The following is a 19,271-nucleotide window of genomic DNA, read 5'->3' on the forward strand; positions in this document are numbered from 1 at the left end:
TACCCCGTGGGGTACGTAAAACTCAATCATTGATACCCCCGGGGGTACCGTGCTACCGTTCGGTCACCGCCCCCGACCTTTAAGGACACACAGTGAGTTCTACGGACGTTCGAACCGACGAGAGTTCTGCAGACAGCTCGCCGCCAGGGATCACCGGGGGGCCGTTGGCGCGCTTCGGTGCGCGCATGGCAGGCAATTTCAAGTGGGTGGTCACCGCGTGGCTCGTGGTCATCATCGGATTGGGAGCGTTTGCCCCGTCGGTGTTCGGCTCTCTCGCCGGTGCCGGTTGGCAATCCAACGGATCGGAGTCGGTCCAGGTTCGCGAACTCGCACAGGAGCACTTCGGCGGCAACTCTTCTGCCGCGATACAGGTGGTCGTGCACTCGGACACCGAGCAGGTGACGGATCCCGCTGTCGCGGCAGTCATTTCCGAGGTCACCGACATTCTGGCCGCTGACTCGCGGATTTCCGAGGTGATCTCCCCGCAACCGGGGATGTCGATCAGTCCCGACGGGCACACCGGAATCCTCATCGGTGGAGCGAACGGGACGACCGACGAGATGGTGAAGGCCGTCGACGATCTGAAGGGCGACTTGACCGCAGCCTCCACGGACTCGATCGAGGTCTACCCGACCGGAGCATCGGCGCTGTGGAGTGACTTCAACAAGGCCAACCACGACGCGATGATCAAGGCCGAGATCATCTCCTGGCCCGTCACATTGGCGATCATGGTGCTCGCGTTCGGATCCCTCGTCGCGGCAGGCCTGCCCCTGCTGTTGACGCTGGCCGGTCTGGTCGCATCCGCGGGTGGCTTGGTTCTGCTGAACGAAATCACGCCGATTTCGGTGTGGGCCATGAACTTTGCGATGATGTTCGCGCTGGCGCTCGGTATCGACTACGCGCTCTTCCTCGTCGTTCGATTCCGGGATGCGCTCCGAAAGACCATCGACGCCGGACGGATCGACCCGCAGCGTGCAGTGGCAGAAACCATGGACACGGCAGGCAAAGCCGTGTTGCTGTCCGGTCTGACCGTGCTGATCAGCTTGTCTGCCGTGCTTCTGGTGCCAGCACCTGCGGTTCGCACGATGGCCGTGGGCATCATGCTCGCGGTGGTGTTCGTGCTCGCGGCCACCCTGACACTGCTCCCCGCAGTTCTGGGCAAGCTCGGACCCAAGGTCAATGCCGGCTCCCTCCCGTACGCGAAGCGGCAGGTGCACCGTTCGCCGAAATTCGCGTCCTGGGGTCAGTTGCTTCACAAGCATCCGTGGCCGTTCGCCATCGGCTCGCTGCTGATTCTGGTGGCGCTGTCGATTCCGGCACTGGGTCTCAAGGTCGCCATGCCGTCCATTTCGGTTGTGCCCGAGGACGCTCCGGTTCGGCAGGGCTACGAACTGGTTCAGGCACAGATGGGTGAAGGTGCACCAGGAATGCTGCAGATCATCGCCCCCACATCGGAGGCGGAGCAGACCGCGCAGATCGCAGCGAGCGTCGACGGCGTATCGATGGTGACGCCGCCCATGCCCGCCATGGACGGATCCGGCTTCGTCATGCTGCAGGCCATCCCGAACGTGGACCCGTCGGACCCCGTACTCGAGACCACACTCGACGCCTTGCGCGCCGAGCTGCCCGAGGGAGCGATCGTCGGCGGTGCACCCGCGGAGAACCTGGACCTGCAGACCGCGTTGAACGAGTATCTGCCGATCGTGGTGTCGGTGATCCTCGTGCTCGGATTCCTGCTGCTGCTGATCGCGCTGCAGGCACCGCTGATCGCCCTGCTGGGGACCGTGGTCAGCCTGCTGTCCACCGGAGCGGCATTCGGTGTTGCGAAGCTGATCTTCCAGGACGGTCACGGCTCGTCGCTGCTCGGATTCACGCCGCAGGGATTCCTGAACGGTTGGGGCCCGGTGTTCTTCTTCGCGATGATCTTCGCAATCGCGATGGACTACACGGTGTTTCTGCTGTCGAGCGTCAAGGAACACTACGAGAACACCGGTGATCCGCACGGTTCTCAGATCGACGGAATGGCGCATTCGGGACGCGTGATCTTCGCGGCGGCAGCGGTGATGATCGCGGTGTTCTTCTCGTTCGCGCTTGCCGAACCACTGCCACCCAAGGAGATGGGAATCATTCTGGGTGTCGCCGTATTGCTGGACGCGATTCTCATCCGCTTGGTGCTGCTGCCGGTGTTGTTGCGCTTGACCGGCCACGCCGCATGGTGGTCACCCGCGTGGTTGCGTTCGGTACTCCCCAAGATCGGCTTCTCGCACAGCTGAGTCGTCACCGATCCAGAGCAACACAGTGGTGGCCGAGGCCGTCCGGCTTCGGCCACCACGACCACTCTTACCCCTAGGGGTAAACTGGAGTTTCATCGAACGAAGGACTGAACGACATGACCGGTGACACCGAAAGCATCGCATTGGTATTGAACCGTCTGCGGCGTGCGCAGGGTCAGCTTGCAGGGGTGATCGCCATGATCGAGAGCGGTCGTGACTGCAAGGATGTCGTCACCCAGCTGGCCGCGGTGTCGAAGGCTCTCGACCGGGCAGGCTTCAAGATCGTCGCCACCGGACTCCGTGAGTGCATCACGGGAGCGGAGACAGGCGAGAAAATGAGCGAAGCGGAACTCGAGAAGTTGTTTCTCGCCCTCGCCTGAGATTCTCCTGCCCACCCCGCAATGGAACGGGGTGGGCAGGACTATTTTCTGGAGAACATGCGGGACAGAAACCCTGGAGACGGCGGATCGGCGTCGTGACCCTTGCATCGATTCGACGAGGGAACGCCCCGCATCACCTGGTCGATGTGCTGGCCGCACCCTGCCCACGTCGTCTTTCCGCACTTCTTGCACGTGACGGCTCTACACATGATTTCTCCTCTGTCACTCGAACACCTGACTCCCACTATACCCAAGGGGGTATAGCGGTCAGGTCGAGTGGTGGTTCACACGACGGCGCTGTCGCCGCCCAACGTCATGATTGCCGCCTGCAGCAGCGCAGTGGCCTCATCGGCCACGTCGGCAAGCCCGGAGGCATCGGACAATCCGACCATGACCTGCGGATTCATCGCCTCCACGATCGTGCTGCCTCCGTCGGCTCGGACGACGACGTTGCAGGGCAGCAGCAACCCGACCTGCCGATCCGTATCGATCGCTCCCTTCGCCAATCGCGGATTGCAGGCACCGAGGATGACATAGCGTTCGATGTCGGCGTCGATCTTCGACTTCAACGTGGCCTGCATGTCGATTTCGGTGAGGATGCCGAAACCTTGTTCGGACAGCGCTTTTCGAGTGGCGTCCACAGTGTCCTCGAACGTGGTGTTCACTCGCGTGCTGATGGCCAATTCGGTCATGATGTTCCGATCCTTCGGTTGTCGAGGCTGACAATGCCGAGCATACCCGCATGGGTATCGCACAGCCGGTGAGATGTCGCGTATCCCGCTGACAGACCGGCGTCGATTTGGCATGGTGGAGGTATGCAGCGGCGCGCGGGCGAGAGTTGGTCCGCGGGACCGGTCTCAGGGGTAACCCCTGGGTACATCACGAGAAGCGAGCACTGCGTCCGAAGCAGCTCGGCACGCTTCGCGTGCTTGACTGCTCCGAGGACGAAAGATTTCGGTCGCCCCGCGCCGTTGCATGTCACAGCGTTGCATCTGATCGACAGCCGTCCATGACCGAACGCGAATTGTCCCCACGGGCCGCTGCGACACTGGCTCGGTTGGCGGCTGATGCCGAGTGGACGCGATCAGGCCTCGAGGTCGCGTTCGCGCGTCTCACGCCTGAGAAGGCGTCGTGGTTGGCCGATCGCATCATCAATCTGTATCCGAGCCCGCCGTTCGACGAGGCATCGATATTCGTTCTGCTGCGCGATCTCCCGTTCATCTCGGAGCCTTCGAGGTCTTCGCAGCGACCGCAAGTGCGTACCGGCCGCAAACCCTGGCGATTCGAGGTGCCGCGCTACGAAACGACCGGTCAGCTCGCTCGTTCCCTCGACCTGACGATTTCCGAAATAGAATGGTTCGCCGATCTGCAGGGCAGACTCCGAACCGCACCGTTCCCGTTGCAGCACTATCGGTCTGCGCGACTCGACAAGCGGCAGGGAATCCGCCTGCTGGAGGTTCCGAAACCACGACTGCGCGAGATCCAGCGAAAGATATTGCGCCGCATCCTCGATCCAATACCGGCACATCCGGCGGCGCACGGCTTCCGAAAGGCGCGCAGCCCGCGAACATTTGCGATGCCCCACGCCGAACGCGACGTGGTGATCTCCGTGGATCTCCGACGCTTCTTCCCGTCGATCGGCTTCGATCGAGTGGTCGCGATCTTCGAGGCGGTCGGCTACCCACGGAGGGTCGCGGCAAATCTCGCAGCGCTGTGTACGACGGTCACCCCGGCCGGCGAGTTGATCGGGATGGACCGCCCCACCGCAGCGAGGCTTCGTGCCACCCATCTGCCGCAGGGTGCGCCCACGTCTCCTGCGTTGGCGAATCTCGCTGCACGACAACTCGATATCCGAGCGAGCGGACTGGCCCGATCTGTTGGAGCCCGCTACAGCCGATACGCAGACGACCTGGCGTTCTCCGGCGGTGCGGACGTCGACGTCGACAGACTGCTCTGGCTGATCTCCCAGATCGCTCACGACGAAGGCTTCACGATCCATCCGGACAAGACCAGGGTCCGACGCGCGCATCAGAGACAACAGCTCACCGGACTCGTGGTCAACTCGTGGCCGGCAGTGCCGCGAGAAGAGTACGACAATCTCAGGGCGCTGCTGCACAACTGCATCACCGCCGGCGTTGCCGAACAGAACCGAAACGACCACAACGACTTTCGGGCCCATGTCTACGGACGCATCGCCCGCATCGGCGAGACCAACGAGACGCGACGAGCAAAGCTGCTGAGTATGGCGTCGCAGGTGAACTGGGACTGAGCCGCGAATCAGCTCCTCTGATTCGGATTCCAGCCTCCGATCGCAGGCGGGAATACAGAACTGAGGAGCCGATCCGCCTCAGAGGGCTCGCACTCGCAGAAGCACTCCGGTCTGCGGGAACAACACCGGGAGTGCCACACCGGCCTGCGCGAGCATCGCACCCGACAGTTCCAGTACACCACCGTCGGCGATCCACGGTGGCAGCGCAATGCCGTTGCCGAGATCGCTGAGCTCACGTACGAATTCGACGCGATACCTGAGGGAGGGATCGAGACCCGGGAGGCGCACGCGATCCGTGCGGTCCTCGGCCGAGGTGTCCATCCGCACCACCGCATACGCAGCCTCCGATGCATCGGCTGCCACGACGCCGTGCACCCAGACGCTCGGGTCGGGGTGGTCGGAGCGCACCACGTCGCCGGTGTGCAGTAGCCCGCGCAGTTCCTTGTACAACGTGGTCCAGGTTGCCAGGTACTCGTGATCCTCGGACGATAGTTCCGTGACGTCCATCTCCAACCCTGCGTGACCGAACAGGGCTGTCAAACAGCGGAATTGGAGAGTGGACCACCGTCCGGACGTGTGCGCGATCTGCGGCCCGACATGGGATCCGATCAGCTCCGGCGGCAGCAACTGCGTCGTCCACCGCTGCAGCCGTTGACGTTCGAGCGGATCGTTGGTGTCCGACGCCCAGACCCGGTCGGTATGTTCGAGGACCTCGAGGTCGATGCGGGCTCCGCCCGATGCGCAGGACTCGAACTCGACCTCCGGATGCCGGGACCGCAAGGCGTCGAGTAACCGATAGAACGCCGAGGTCTGGGCATGCACCGCAGCGCGACCCTCGGAGTCGACGGCGAGCATCAGGTCCCGGTTGTGATCCCACTTCACGTACTCGGGCCGCTCGGTTGTGAGCACCTGGTCGATGGCCGAAAGCAGGTAGTCGAATACGTCGTCGCGGGTCAGATCCAAGACGTGCTGGTGACGCCACTCCAGCGGAATGCGACCTGGTGCTGCGAGCAGCCAATCCGGATGCGCCCGAGCGATATCGGAGTCGAGGTTCACCATCTCCGGCTCGAACCACAGGCCGGGGCTCATGCCGAGCTCTCGGACGTGATCGAACAGCGGAGCCAGCCCATCGGGCCAGACGCCCTCGTCCACCTGCCAGTCGCCGAGGCCTGCCTTGTCGTCGCGGCGGTGGCGGAACCAGCCGTCGTCGAGCACGAACCGTTCGACGCCCACTCGTGCGGCGACGTCCGCGATGCCGCGCAGCCGGGTGAGATCGTGGTCGAAGTAGACGCCCTCCCACACGTTGAGCACCACTGGGCGCGGGGATGTGGGGTGTGCTGGGCGGGAGCGCATCCAGCGATGCAGAGACTGCGCCGAACCGTCCAGTCCAGCAGCGGAGTACACGAAGTGCACCCACGGAGTCGAGTAGGTTTCACCGACCTGCAGAATTACCTCGCCGGGGGCGAGCAGCTCACCGCCACCCAGGACGCCCGAGGCCTGACCGGCCCGCTCGGGCAGACGTTCGGCCAGATGTAGGTGATCGCCGCTCCACGCGACGTGAGTGCCCCACACCTCGCCGTTACGAAAGCCGAAGCCCTCGCTGCCTGCAGTGAGTACCAGGGTGGCGTCGTGCCCGGTTCTTCCGCGACGCGAGGCCCGCGCCACCGTGCCGTGATCGAACCGTCGACGCTGCGGGGTGCGTTCGCGGCAGTGCCGGCCCGTCAGATCGAGCAGTTCGGTTGCAGTGTCCGGCAACGGCATCAGGGTCACGACGCCGTCGACAGTAAGGGTTCCGCCCGAGACGTTCCGGACACCCTGACGGACCCGCAGTGATCCACCGACCTCGAGCGACAGTTCGATCGACCACGAGATGCCGAGCTTGCTGTCGGAAGCGTCCACAGTGCAACCGAATTCGGTAGCGGAGACGGTCACATCTGCCCACCGCGGGTACTGCACCGAACCGTCGCGATGCATTGCCAGAGCGGGGGTGCCCTGCCAGGCGTCGTCGCCATGAGGTGCCAGGGTGAGCCACCGAGGTACGTCCACACTCGAGTGCGGAACCGCGGGTATTGCGGCCCGGCGCAGTTCGGTGAGGTCGTGATCGGAGAGTTCACCGAGATCGGTACCCCAGTGCAGCACGGCCGGAACCGCAGTGGAGGACGGGCCGAGGATCACCATGACTCCGTCACGGCGCAGGACGGTGAAACTCACTTGTTGGCACCCATCGTCAGACCGGAGACGAAATGTCGTTGCAGCGCAATGAAAACCAACACCGTCGGCAGGGCCACCAGCACCGAACCGGCGGCGAGGAGGTTGGTGTCAGTGAAGAAGCTGCCCTGCAGATTCTGCAGCGCCGTCGTCACCGGGAGCTTGTCGCCGCTGACCATCAGGGCCAGGGCCCAGAAGAAGTCGTTGTAGATCCACGTCACCATGAGTGTCGCGAGGGCAGCCAACGCAGGCCGACACAGCGGCATGACGACCTGCCAGTACTGCCGGAACAGTCCGGCTCCGTCGACGGTCGCCGCCTCGAGCAATTCGTGGGGCACGGTCTTCATGTAGTTGCTGAGGACGAAGACACAGAACCCGGTCTGGAATGCGACGTGCACGATGATCAGTCCCCAGTAACTGTCGTACAGCGAGCCCGAGGAGCTCATCCAGTACGGAACCGGAATTGCGTTGTACAGCCGGAACAGTGGGGTCAGCAGAGTCTGCTGGGGTAGCAGGTTGCCGGCGATGAACACCGCCAACATGAAGATGTTGAACTTCCAGCTGAACCGCGCCAGGATGAACGCCGCCATCGAGCCGAAGAACAGGATGAGCAGCACCGACGGAACGGTGATGATCAGCGAGTTGAGGAAGTAGTGCGGGATGCCGCCGATCTGCCACGAGTCGATGTAGTTGTCGAACGTGAAGCCGCCCACCGACAGGTACCCGTTGAGCAGCACGTAGTCGTAGCTGCGGAACGAGTTGTACACCGCCCACGCCAGTGGAAACAGCCAGGCCAGTGCCATGACCGTCAGCAGCACGTAGATCGCGATCTGCGCAGTGCCCGCGCGTCGACGATTGGCGACGGCCGTACGGTTGCGGGTCAACGGATCGCGCTCGGGAGGTGCTGTGCGCGTGAGTGAAGTGGTCATCAGTCTTTGCTCCGAAGAACGATGGCGAGGTACAGGGCGATGAAGACGAGTGAGATGCCGAGCATGATGGTGGCCAGTGCCGAACCGAAGCCGATGCGGCTCGCCTCACCGACGACGTTCGCCGTCACGAGCGCCGAGATCAGCTCGAGTCCGTTGCGGCCCTTGTTGATCACCCACACCAGGTCGAACGCGCGTAGCGCCTCGATGACGGTGATGACGATGATCAGCAGGTTGGTGTTCTTCATCAGCGGGAAGATGACGCTGAAGAACGTGCGAATCGGTCCGGCTCCGTCCATCACCGCGGCCTCGCGGACGGACGGGTCGATGGCCTTGAGGCCGGCCAAGTACAACAGCATGATGTAGCCGGTGTGACGCCAGCCTGCTGCGACCATGACGGCCCAGATGTTGATGTCCGGATCGCCGAGCCAGTCGACGTCGGTACCGAGCAGGCTGTTGAGGACGCCGCCCTCGGTGGAGTAGATGAGCTGCCAGATGAAGCCGATGAGGGCCATCGACAGCACCACGGGGATGTAGAAGATGCTCTGGTAGAGCCGAGATCCCTTGAGGTTCTTGTCCAGCAGGATCGCCAGCAGGATGCCGATGACGGTGGGGACGAGGAACAGGAACACCAGCCACAGCACGTTGTTCTGCAACGCCTGCTGGAACGGTGGATACGCCTGGACCGCGTCGACGTAGTTCTGGGTACCGATCCACTCGATACTCGACGTGCCGCCGATGCCGTCCCATCGTGCGAACGACAGGATCACCGTGAAGACCGTGGGGATCCAGACGAGTCCGATGACGATCATCGCGGGAACGCCGAGCATCATCGCGATGGTCCACTTCTCGCGAACACTGCGCCTGATCTTCGGCGACTTGACCCGTTCGGGTGCGGTCATGGCATTACCTGATCTCGACGTGGGTGAATGGTTTGGGGGCGAACGGGATTCATGTTCCGAACACCGCCGACTTCTGACGCTCGATGCTGCGGACCAATCCGTCGACGTCGTTGGGGTTGCCGATGAACTGTTGCAGGGCCGGGATCATGACGATCGACGCGAAATCGGGGCGAGTGTCGCGGTCGAAGAACTGCGTGATCTCTCCGGCGTTCTGGACGAGGTCTGCCGACTTGCGCACCAGCGCAGGGAAATCCGACAGGTCGGCGTCGCGGTGTGCGGGGATGGCCTGCGGATCCTGCTTCGCGTAGGCGACGGCAGGTTCGGGGCCGGTGAGGAAGGTCAACAGCTTCTCGGCGCCGGGGCGATTGCGTGGATCTGCGCGCATCATGAAGCCGTCCATCGGGGCTTCCACTGCGGAACTGCCGATGGCGGAGTCGAGTTCGGGGAAGGGAAAGAAATCGAGGTCGTCCCGGTCGGGCCCGGCGGGAAAACTCTGCGCGACGAACATGCCGGCGACCAGGGACCCGACGCTCTTGTTGAGCAACGCCGTCTGAGCGTCGGCGATCTTTCGACCCAGCGGTTGTGGCTGATGGAACGGCAGAAGCTCGCGCCACGTGTCGAATACGGTGCGGACTCGATTGTCGGTCCAGCTGACGTCACCGGCCAGCAGGGTGCGGTGGAAGTCGACTCCGTTGAGGCGCAGGTTCAGGTAGTCGAACGTCCCCATCGGCGGCCAGCCGTCACGCGCACCGAAGCCGATCGGGGTGACGCCGTCGGCCTGCATCTGCTTGCTCAGGGTGACCCACTGGTCGTAGGTCTTGGGTGGTTCGTACCCACGCTCGGCCCACAGGCTCGGCCGGTAGAACACTGCCCACGGGTAGTAGAAGAACGGAATCAGATACTGATTGCCGTCGGATCCGGTCGAGTTCTCCTTGAAGGAGTCGCTGTATCCGCCGCCGTTGCTCGCCCACACGCTCGAGACGTCCTCCACCAGACCCTTGTCTGCGAAGTACTTCATTCGATAGCCGCCCATCCAGGTGAACACGTCGTCGGGCGTGCCCTGGAGGTAGTTGTTGACGTTCTCCTGGAACGACGTCGAGTCGACGGTGTTGACGCGGATGTCGCCACCGGTCTGCTGCCGATACATGGCGACGACGTCCTCGACGCCGACCTTGGAGTTCTTGTCCGACAGCCGTGAGCCGAGCGTGATCGTGTTGGGATCGAGACTGCTCGAGCACGACGACAGCACGCCACCTGCGGTGATCGCACCCGCGGCGACGAGCGCAGACCTGAGGAAGTCGCGCCGAGACGGCTGCCAGGTACGCGGCCACTCGTGTGGGTTCATGAGAGTCCTTCGACGGAAAATATCGATAACGATCAGAAGTGAACATTCCGCTGTGCGTTCCGCGGTACTCGACTGATCGTTCGGGGTGATGCAGGTTACAGAAACACGACGCCACGGCGTATGTCAAGCTCTTCGAGGCCCGCTCACCAGCATCAGTAAGAAAATGTTCATTCATGTTGACATCTGAGAACGTCTCGTTCATATTGTGAGCATGGACACAGCGCGACGCAGCACCTGGCCGACCCAGGGAATCTCCTTCGGGGGCGACTACAACCCCGAGCAGTGGCCCGAGGACGTCTGGCGACGCGACGTAGAACTCATGCACGAGGCCGGCGTCGACTTCGTGACCGTCGGTGTCTTCTCCTGGGCTCGTCTGCAGCCGACCGCCACGACGTGGGACTTCGAGTGGCTCGATCGCGTCATGGATCTGATGCACGAGGGCGATATTCGCGTCGACCTGGCCACGGCCACCGCGTCGCCGCCGCCGTGGTTGGCCACTGCGTACCCGCAGATGCGGCCGGTCGACGAGCGCGGCTACCGCTACGCCATCGGCAGCCGTCAGACCTGGAGCCCCAGTTCCGCTGTTTATAGGGAACATTCACTGGTACTGGTCGAGAAGATGGCGCACCGCTACGGTGAGCACCCCGCGCTGGCGATGTGGCACGTCTCCAACGAACTCGGTTGCCACAACGCCCTGTGCTACTCCGACGACAGCGCGCACGCGTTCCGGGAATGGCTCAGCGCCAAGTACATCGACCTCGAAACCCTCAACACCGCGTGGGGCACCGACTTCTGGAGCCAGCGGTACAGCGACTGGGACGAGATCGTTCCCCCGTCGGTGAGCACCACGTTCGGTAATCCCACGCACCAACTCGACTGGCGCCGTTTCTGCTCCGACGCACTCCTCGAGCAGTACCGCGCCGAGAAGGCCGTGCTGAACCGCATCACCCCCGACGTCCCCGTCACCACGAACTTCATGGTGGGCATGGGCCAAGGCCCCGCACTCGCCGGCAACATGGACTACGCGTCCTGGGCTCCCGAGCAGGACATCGTCTCCACCGACCACTACCTCGTCGGACCCGAAACCGGTGATGGCGCAGCGCATCACAAGCTGTCGTTCTCGGCCGACCTCACCCGCGGCGTCGTGGGGCGTCGACCCTGGTTGTTGATGGAACATTCCACCAGCGCCGTCAACTGGCAGCACATCAACCGCGCCAAGGTGCCCGGCGAGATGATGCGGAACTCCCTGGCACACATGGCACGTGGAGCAGACGGCATCGCCTACTTCCAGTTCCGCGCCTCCAAGGCCGGAGCAGAAAAATTCCACTCCGCACTGGTGCCGCACGCAGGCGAGGACTCCGCCCGGTGGCGTGAGGTCGTCGAACTCGGTGCGGCACTGCGTCGCATGGCCCCGGTGGCAGGCAGCACCGTCGACGCTCGGGTCGCCGTGCTCTTCGACTGGGCCTCCCAGTGGGCGTGCGAGCAGGAAGGTCATCCGTCGATGGCGATGCAGCCCAAGGAGATTGCCCGCCGCGCCCATCACGGCTTCACCTCCGCAGGCGTGACCTGCGACGTCGTCCCGTCGTCGACGGACCTGAGCGATTACGACGTGATCGTCGTCCCGGCCCTCTACCTGTGCAGTGACGAGACCGCTGCGCGGATTGCCGACGCGGCCGAGGCGGGTGCGCAGGTGCTCGTCACTGCTTTCTCGGGAATCGCCGACGAGGACGACCACGTGCGACTCGGCGGCTACCCGGGGGCCTTCCGAGAGTTGCTCGGAGTCCGCGTCGAAGAGTTCTTCCCGCTCGCCGAGGGCGAGACCCTGTCCCTCGACGACGAGACCGTCGGTGAGATCTGGAGTGAATATCTCACCGCATCCGAGGATGTCGATGTGCTGGCGCGCCACACCAGGGGCCATCTGCGCGGTGTTCCTGCGCTGACCAAGCGGACCGTCGGCACCGGCGCTGCCTGGTATGCGGCCACCGTTCCCGACGCGGCCGGCTGGGCCACGCTGGCCGACAAGCTCTGCGCTGGAGCCGGTATCGAGACTCGACGAGATCTGGGATCCGATGTGGAGATCGTGCGGCGCTCGGCGGGGGAGCAGTCCTGGCTGTTCGTGCTCAATCACGGAAGTGACAAGGTGAGCGTGCCGGCCACCGGTACCGACCTGGTCAGCGGCGCACACGTCGACGGTGAGCTGATCGTGGCTGCGGGCGGTAGTGCAGTGATTGCCGAGAACAGCTGATGCTCGCCCATCAGCGTCAGCAGAAGATCCTCGACCAGGTGACCGCGCAGGGTGCGGTCAAGGTCGCCGACCTGGGTACTGCACTGTCGGTGTCGGACATGACCATTCGACGCGACATCAACGAATTGGTGGCTCGCGGTCTGGTCGAGCGGGTGCACGGCGGTGTCACGCTGCCACGATCGGCGAGTGTGTTCGAGCCGGGCTTCTCCGCGAAGTCCGAACTGGATCGAGATGCCAAGGCGGACATAGCCAAGGCCGCAGCGAGGTTCGTGCGACCGGGGACCTCCATCGGCATCTCCGGCGGTACCACGACTCACGCGCTCGCTCAGGAACTACTCGACATCCCGGACATCACCGTCGTCACCAATTCGCTTCCCGTCGCCGAGGTCTTCCACACCGGTGGCCGAACGGATCAGACCGTCCTGCTCACCGGCGGACAACGCACGCCCTCCTATGCGCTGGTCGGACCACTCACCGTCAGCGCATTGCAGAGCATCCACCTGGACATGCTGTTCCTCGGAACGCACGGAGTGGACATCGAATCCGGGCTCACCTGCCCCAATCTGATGGAAGCACAGACCAATCAGGCGCTGGTGGCATCGTCTCGACGCGTCATCGTGCTGGCCGACCACACCAAATGGGGCGTCCGCGCGCTCGCCAACACCATCCCGCTCTCCCGCGTCGACGTGTTCGTCACCGATGCCGGGCTCGACCTCGGCGTGCAGGACGCGTTGTCCGAGGTGGTCGACGACGTGGTGATCGCCGGAGGACCCGTCGACACGAACGAGGAACGAGTACTCGATGACCGCGCATGACGCCACGACGCACGCACTGCGCAAGACGTCGACCACTTTGGCCGACGGCCGCGAGTTGATTTACTACGACGACACCGAGCCGTACGTCTCCGGCGGAGCCACCCGGGACCTGGTCGATACCCGCGCTCTCTCACCGTCGATGTCGCAGTCGCAGATGCGATTCGACGTCCTCACGGGCGAATGGATCGTCATCGCGGCGCAGCGAATGGACCGCACGTTCCTGCCCCCGGCCGACGCGTCGCCGTTGGCACCGAGCCGGCCGGGCCGCCCGGCCACCGAGATCCCGGCGTCGGACTACGACGTGGTGGTGTTCGAGAACCGGTTCCCATCACTGTCCGAAACTGCTGCACAACAGACGCTTCCGACAGAGGTGGACGGCGAGGCGCTGTGGCCGCTCGCGCCCGGCACCGGACGCTGCGAGGTGATCTGTTTCGCCAGTGATCCCGACGCATCTTTCGTGTCGTTGGAACTCTCTCGCGTCCGCACCATCATCGACGTCTGGGCCGATCGCACAGCGGCTCTGTCGGCAATACCGGGCGTACAGCAGGTGTTCTGCTTCGAGAACCGTGGCAAGGAAATCGGCGTCACGCTGACGCACCCGCACGGTCAGATCTACGCCTACCCCTACCTTCCGCCCCGCACCGACGCCATGATGCGACAGTCGCGCACACACTTCGAGCGCACCGGTCGAGTGCTGCTGGCCGATGTACTCGCCGCCGAGCTGCGTTCGGGTCGACGCATCGTGGTCGACGCCGAGCACTGGGTCGCGTACGTCCCGGCGGCTTCGCGCTGGCCCGTCGAGGTTCACCTCGCTCCTCGTCGCGGCGTCGCGGACCTCGCCGAGTTGAACAGTCCCGAGCGGGACGAACTGGCCGGGGTCTATCGCGATCTGCTGCGCGCCGTCGATGCATTCTTCGAAGGCGTCGACGAAGTGCCGTACATCTCGGCGTGGCATCAGGCCCCCGTCGGAGCCGATCGCGAGCTGGGAAGACTTCACCTGCAACTGTTTTCGATGATGCGTTCACCGGGTCGGATGAAGTTCCTGGCCGGATCCGAATCGGCGATGGGTGCGTGGGTCAACGACACCACACCTGAGCGGATCGCCGATCGACTGCGCGAGGTACTGACGTGAACTGGCTCGAGGTGGTGCCCGAGGAGGATCTCGCCGACGGTGCAGCAGCGTTGTTCCGCAGCGCATTCGGTGGCGAACCCGACGGCGTCTGGATTGCTCCGGGTCGCGTCAATCTCATCGGTGAACACATCGATTACGCAGGCGGACTGGTGTTGCCGTTCGCGCTGCCGTACGCAACCGCAGTCGCTGTACGGCGCCGCGAGGACACCACGATGCGTGCCGTGTCCACACACACCGACGAGTCGTGGACGGGTGAGCTCGCGGAGATCGGTCCGGGTACGCCGTCGGGTTGGGCCGCCTACGTGGCGGGCGTGTCCTGGGCATTGCGGGAACACGGGGTTCGCGGAGTCGATGTTGCCGTGCACTCCTCGGTACCGGTGGGCTCGGGGTTGTCCAGCTCGGCGGCCCTCGAATGCTCGTTCGCGCTGGCGCTCGATGACCTCTTCGATCTGCAGGTCGATCGGAAAACGCTGATCGAGGCCAGCATTCGGGCCGAGAACGAGATCGCCGGTGCGTCGACCGGCGGCATGGATCAGAACATCGCGATGTCGGCCCAGTCGGGACGTGCGCTGCTACTCGACTGTCTCGACGGTTCGACGCGTCAGATACCCCTCGATCTCGCCGCGTCGGGAACTCGGTTGCTGGTGATCGACACCAACGCGCCGCATCGGTTGGTCGACGGTCAGTACGGAGAACGGCGGAAGGCGCTGGACACCGCGTACGCCGAATTGGGGGTGACGACGCTGCGCGGTCTCGATCTGGACAAGGCGGTGTCGGGACTCGTCGACGACACCCTGATCACGCGAGTTCGCCACGTGATCAGTGAAATTCGCCGAGTGGAGGAGGCCGCCGAATTGCTCGACCGCGGCGCCGCAGGAGCCGAACTCGGTGAGTTGATGACGGCCTCGCACGCGTCCTTGCGAGACGACTACGAGGTCAGCTCACCGGAGCTGGACAGTGCGGTCGATGCGGCGCTGCGCGCGGGTGCATACGGGGCCCGGATGACCGGCGGGGGATTCGGCGGCTCTGCCATTGCGCTGGTTCCCTCGGAGCTGGTCCAGGCTGTGGCGGACGAGATCGCTACCGGTGCAGCACGATCCGGACTGCCGGAACCCACTTTTCTGACTGCCGAGCCCTCCGGCTCCGCGCATCGATTCTTCTAACCTCTACAAAGGAGCACTCCCATGGCACAGGTCACGTACGAAGGAGCGACCAAGCTCTACCCGGGGTCGGATGTCGCGGCGGTCGAATCGTTGGACCTCGCCATCGAGGACGGCGAGTTTCTGGTTCTCGTCGGTCCGTCCGGCTGCGGAAAGTCCACCTCGTTGCGCATGCTCGCCGGGCTCGAGGACGTCGACTACGGTGCCATCAAGATCGGCGATCGCGACGTCACCTCGCTGGCACCCAAGGAACGCGACATCGCGATGGTGTTCCAGAACTACGCGCTGTACCCGCACATGACCGTCGCCAAGAACATGGGCTTCGCACTGCAGATCGCCGGGATGGACAAGGCCGAAGTGGGCCGACGCGTCGAGGAAGCGGCGAAGATTCTCGACCTCACCGACTACCTGGGCCGTAAACCCAAGGCGCTCTCCGGCGGTCAGCGTCAGCGCGTCGCGATGGGCCGCGCGATCGTGCGGAACCCGCAGGTGTTCCTCATGGACGAGCCGCTGTCCAACCTCGACGCCAAGCTCCGCGTCCAGACTCGCACGCAGATTTCGTTGCTGCAGCGCAGGCTCGGCACCACCACGGTCTACGTCACCCACGATCAGGTCGAGGCCATGACGATGGGTGATCGTGTGGCGATCATGAAAGCCGGTGTGCTGCAGCAGTGTGCCAGCCCGAAGGAGCTGTACGAGCGCCCGGTCAACGCATTCGTCGCCGGGTTCATCGGCTCTCCCGCGATGAATCTGTTCGAGGTGGACGTGGTCGCCGGAGCCGCGAAGCTGGGCTCGCTGTCGGTCCCCATCGAGCGCGCCATCGCCGACCGGATCGACGGCAGCCGCGTCACGATGGGCGTGCGACCGGAAGCGTGGACGCTCTCCGAGTCCGGAACCGACATCGTCGTCGACGTCGTCGAGGAACTCGGTGCGGACGCCTACATCTACGGCCGGACCGTCGAGGACGCGTCGAACCTCGGCACCGTCGGGGCACAGATCATCGCGCGCATCCCCGATATCGCAACCCCGTCGCAGGGCGATGTCCTCCGACTCGCCCCACGCGCCGAGTCCGCTCACTACTTCTCGACGACAACAGGATTGAACCTGCGCCCCTAGGGCCACCTCTCGCTTCTCAACGGCTGTTGCGTTAGTCTCCTCGGCGGGGTGAGTCCGATCTGCACCAATTGCGGATCCAACATTTTTCCGGGGGATACGAAGTGTCGAAGAAGTGGTTGCGCGGCGTCGTGGTGTCTGCAGTGGCGGTCGCGTTGTGTCCGATTGCTACGGTCTCGGCGGATCCTGCGCCGAGTCCGGCACCAGCGACCATCATGGGGTCCATCGACAACGGGCCGGGTCACTTCAGCGTTTTCCGTACCGTCGACAGCGGCCAGCGTCCGACCGCGGAGGACAACGCGGCGTGCAACGACTACTTCGGCTCCCCGCGATCTCTGTCGGTGGTGGAGCGCCTCGACGCGCGGATGTACACCTTCACCAACGACCCGTCGACGGGCTTCTTGCAGAACCCGACGGCTCAGAACGTCGGACCGATCTACGTGTGCGCCGGGCCGATCATCGGCGGCCAGGCCTTCCTCGACCAGTGGGGCGCACTGACAGCCCCCGGACTGGGCGAGTTGTCGATGTATGGGCCGTGCGGGATCGAGTTCATGATCGGGTTGCCCGGTCGCGCGGCCGTCGATTGTGTTCTGCGAGTGAACCCCAACGATTCCGGGGTCATCGACGGTGTCGCGACCAGCAACTCGATCGCCAACCCGCTTCGCCTGCCGGACGGACGCACCGGCTCGCTGTGGACGCTCTACACACTCGGTGAAGGGACCGCTCCCGTTCCGGAACCCGTTGTGGGAACACCGCAACCGACCGGTTCGGTGAAGTACAGCGTCGGGCGCGAGGTGAACTCGGTCTCGACCGGAAGCACTCCCGCATGCCCGGGTGGAGTGCGCACGACGGAGATTCACGCGGTGTCGGTGGACGCCGCCACCGGCGCGGCATCGACCGAGCCCTCCGCAGACGTCGCAGCCACCGCATCGATCTGCTATCAGAACCCGTCGTCTCCGGATTTCGGCGCATCGTTGAGCATCACGAGCCACGGTGTCACGCCTGCGCTCACGGCCACGTCCACCGGACAGTGCCGTCGTATCGATCTGCCGATCGAGCTGGGCACCGTGCAGCAGTCCTGCGGTTTCACCTTGCCGCCGCAGCCTGCTCTCGGCCTGACGGGCGGACAGGTGACGCTCAACGGTCTGGTTCCGACGAACGATGCTGCAGGATCGGCGAATTCGGCCATCTGGACCACCTCGTTCCTCGGTTCCATCACCCCTCGATGAACGGACGTCGGATCGGGGCGCGCCTCGATCCGGTGCTACCGTAGGCCGGTGCACCTCGTCGTTCCCTCCGATGACTTCGCCGCCGCCTGGGAGGCTTACGCTGGAGCGAGCCGGAGGCGTACGTGTCGACTTCATCGGGTCGGCGGTTCGCTTCTCGATTTCCGTGCCCTGAAGAATCGGGTGCAGCTGACCGCGCTCACCGCGGTCCAGTGCACCCGATTTTGTTCTCTTGACCCTCACACTGTGTGAGACGAGAACCTCGGAGGGTCATGTTCAGCATTGGAGAGTTCGCATCGATCGGCCGGGTGTCGGTTCGGATGCTTCGGCATTACGACGAGATCGGGCTGTTGACGCCGGCACGGGTGGATCCGTTCACGGGCTATCGCTCGTACGACGGTTCACAGTTCGAGGTTCTGGGACGCATTCTCATGTTCAAGGACCTCGGGTTCAGGCTCGACGAGGTGACGCAGATCGTGCACGGCCAGGTCGATGATGATCGGCTACGCGAGATGCTCGCCGCGAAGCGTGATGATGTCGCGCGTCGACTCGATCTCGATGCCGCTCGTCTGCGTCGCATCGATGCGCGTCTCTCCCACACCGAAGGGATTTCGATGATCACCGTGGACACCAAGTCGTTGCCACCCACCCGTGTTGCCCTCGTCACCGATACCGCCGCCGGGTTCGGGCCCGAGAACATCGGCCCGGTCATCGGCCCGATGTACGCCCGACTCGCCCAGACGCTCGCTGGGCACGGCGTGACGTTCGGGCCGTCGTCGATCGCCATGTACGAGGCCGTCGACGACGGGGACGGCAGCGGCATCACCGTGCATGCCGCATTCGAGGTGACACCTGAGGTCGTTTCGGGTGAGGGCTTCGAGGTTCGTGAGCTTCCGCCCGTCGAACTCGCGGTGACCACCGTTCACCACGGTTCGATGGCCACGATCGGTGAGACGTGGGAACAGTTCATGGCGTGGATCGAGGCCAACGGCTACGAACTCTCGGGTGTCTGCCGCGAGTACTACCTGGTATCGGAGCCGCAGCCGCAGGAGAACTGGGTCACCGAGCTGCAGCAGCCGGTGGTTCGACGTCAGGACGCCTGAGCGAACTCCACGAGGGCGGTGCACTGGCAGCCGCCGGTGACCTCCTCGCATTCGAGCACCAGGAAGTGGCGGACGTACTCGAGGTCCACGCAGTCCGGCTCCGTGCACTCCGCACCGCCGACCGCGTGGATCACGAGTGTGCCGTGGCAGGTATCGAAGCGTGCGGACATGCGA

General features: G+C 64.2%; 16 protein-coding genes. 10 read left to right on the forward strand and 6 right to left on the reverse strand.

Annotated elements, in window-relative coordinates:
• Window positions 1-92: 92 nt before the first annotated feature.
• Together R3P95_RS16065 and R3P95_RS16070 are read left to right on the forward strand one after the other, a co-directional pair.
• Window positions 93-2,273: an MMPL family transporter gene (locus R3P95_RS16065; protein ID WP_317548824.1), complete on the forward strand. Its 2,181-nt coding sequence runs from the start codon at window positions 93-95 to the stop codon at window positions 2,271-2,273.
• Between the two features lie 116 nt (window positions 2,274-2,389).
• On the forward strand, window positions 2,390-2,653 hold the full coding sequence (locus R3P95_RS16070; protein ID WP_011331580.1) for a metal-sensitive transcriptional regulator: 264 nt from the start codon (window positions 2,390-2,392) through the stop codon (window positions 2,651-2,653).
• A gap of 284 nt (window positions 2,654-2,937) precedes the next feature.
• On the opposite strand, the gene R3P95_RS16075 is transcribed toward R3P95_RS16070, so the two are convergent.
• A complete protein-coding gene (locus R3P95_RS16075; protein ID WP_068045290.1) occupies window positions 2,938-3,345 on the reverse strand; it encodes a DUF302 domain-containing protein in 408 nt (135 codons plus the stop codon).
• 317 nt (window positions 3,346-3,662) lie between these two features.
• On the opposite strand from R3P95_RS16075, the gene R3P95_RS16080 reads away from it, so the two are divergent.
• Complete coding sequence (locus tag R3P95_RS16080) at window positions 3,663-4,922, forward strand: reverse transcriptase family protein (protein ID WP_317532961.1); 1,260 nt, start codon at window positions 3,663-3,665, stop codon at window positions 4,920-4,922.
• A gap of 78 nt (window positions 4,923-5,000) precedes the next feature.
• On the opposite strand, the gene R3P95_RS16085 is transcribed toward R3P95_RS16080, so the two are convergent.
• The 4 genes from R3P95_RS16085 to R3P95_RS16100 are packed head-to-tail and all read right to left on the reverse strand — an operon-like array spanning window position 5,001 to window position 10,303.
• A complete protein-coding gene (locus tag R3P95_RS16085) occupies window positions 5,001-7,133 on the reverse strand; it encodes an alpha-galactosidase (protein ID WP_317548825.1) in 2,133 nt (710 codons plus the stop codon).
• Window positions 7,130-8,059 (reverse strand): carbohydrate ABC transporter permease, encoded by a 930-nt coding sequence (locus R3P95_RS16090; protein WP_149407649.1) that lies wholly within the window; start codon window positions 8,057-8,059, stop codon window positions 7,130-7,132. Before R3P95_RS16090 ends, R3P95_RS16085 begins: the two co-directional genes overlap by 4 nt.
• Window positions 8,059-8,958, reverse strand: coding sequence for a carbohydrate ABC transporter permease (locus tag R3P95_RS16095; protein WP_068045284.1), 900 nt, complete (start codon window positions 8,956-8,958; stop codon window positions 8,059-8,061). The genes R3P95_RS16090 and R3P95_RS16095 overlap by 1 nt, the downstream gene beginning before the upstream one ends.
• A 49-nt stretch (window positions 8,959-9,007) precedes the next feature.
• Complete coding sequence (locus tag R3P95_RS16100; protein WP_317532959.1) at window positions 9,008-10,303, reverse strand: ABC transporter substrate-binding protein; 1,296 nt, start codon at window positions 10,301-10,303, stop codon at window positions 9,008-9,010.
• Between the two features lie 211 nt (window positions 10,304-10,514).
• Between R3P95_RS16100 and R3P95_RS16105 the strand changes: the two genes are divergently transcribed.
• The 7 genes from R3P95_RS16105 to R3P95_RS16135 all read left to right on the forward strand — a co-directional run bounded on the left by R3P95_RS16105 (window position 10,515) and on the right by R3P95_RS16135 (window position 19,097).
• Window positions 10,515-12,548 carry a beta-galactosidase gene (locus R3P95_RS16105; RefSeq protein WP_317548826.1) on the forward strand — a complete coding sequence of 678 codons (2,034 nt, stop codon included), beginning with the start codon at window positions 10,515-10,517 and terminating at the stop codon, window positions 12,546-12,548.
• Window positions 12,548-13,363: a DeoR/GlpR family DNA-binding transcription regulator gene (locus R3P95_RS16110; RefSeq protein ID WP_149407652.1), complete on the forward strand. Its 816-nt coding sequence runs from the start codon at window positions 12,548-12,550 to the stop codon at window positions 13,361-13,363. The genes R3P95_RS16105 and R3P95_RS16110 overlap by 1 nt, the downstream gene beginning before the upstream one ends.
• Window positions 13,350-14,495: a galactose-1-phosphate uridylyltransferase gene (gene galT / locus R3P95_RS16115; protein ID WP_317548827.1), complete on the forward strand. Its 1,146-nt coding sequence runs from the start codon at window positions 13,350-13,352 to the stop codon at window positions 14,493-14,495. The genes R3P95_RS16110 and galT overlap by 14 nt, the downstream gene beginning before the upstream one ends.
• Window positions 14,492-15,658, forward strand: a complete 1,167-nt coding sequence (galK, locus tag R3P95_RS16120) for a galactokinase (protein WP_149407654.1) — start codon at window positions 14,492-14,494, stop codon at window positions 15,656-15,658. The genes galT and galK overlap by 4 nt, the downstream gene beginning before the upstream one ends.
• Before the next feature lie 21 nt (window positions 15,659-15,679).
• Window positions 15,680-16,771 (forward strand): ABC transporter ATP-binding protein, encoded by a 1,092-nt coding sequence (locus R3P95_RS16125; RefSeq protein ID WP_317548829.1) that lies wholly within the window; start codon window positions 15,680-15,682, stop codon window positions 16,769-16,771.
• 101 nt (window positions 16,772-16,872) lie between these two features.
• On the forward strand, window positions 16,873-17,997 hold the full coding sequence (locus tag R3P95_RS16130) for a hypothetical protein (protein ID WP_317548830.1): 1,125 nt from the start codon (window positions 16,873-16,875) through the stop codon (window positions 17,995-17,997).
• A 269-nt stretch (window positions 17,998-18,266) separates the two neighbouring features.
• Window positions 18,267-19,097 (forward strand): MerR family transcriptional regulator, encoded by an 831-nt coding sequence (locus R3P95_RS16135; RefSeq protein WP_300515958.1) that lies wholly within the window; start codon window positions 18,267-18,269, stop codon window positions 19,095-19,097.
• Here the strand turns inward: R3P95_RS16135 and R3P95_RS16140 are convergent.
• Complete coding sequence (locus R3P95_RS16140) at window positions 19,085-19,267, reverse strand: hypothetical protein (protein ID WP_068045244.1); 183 nt, start codon at window positions 19,265-19,267, stop codon at window positions 19,085-19,087. The genes R3P95_RS16135 and R3P95_RS16140 overlap by 13 nt on opposite strands.
• Window positions 19,268-19,271 lie beyond the last annotated feature (4 nt).

This window comes from Rhodococcus cercidiphylli (assembly GCF_033042225.1).
GTDB lineage: Bacteria > Actinomycetota > Actinomycetes > Mycobacteriales > Mycobacteriaceae > Rhodococcoides.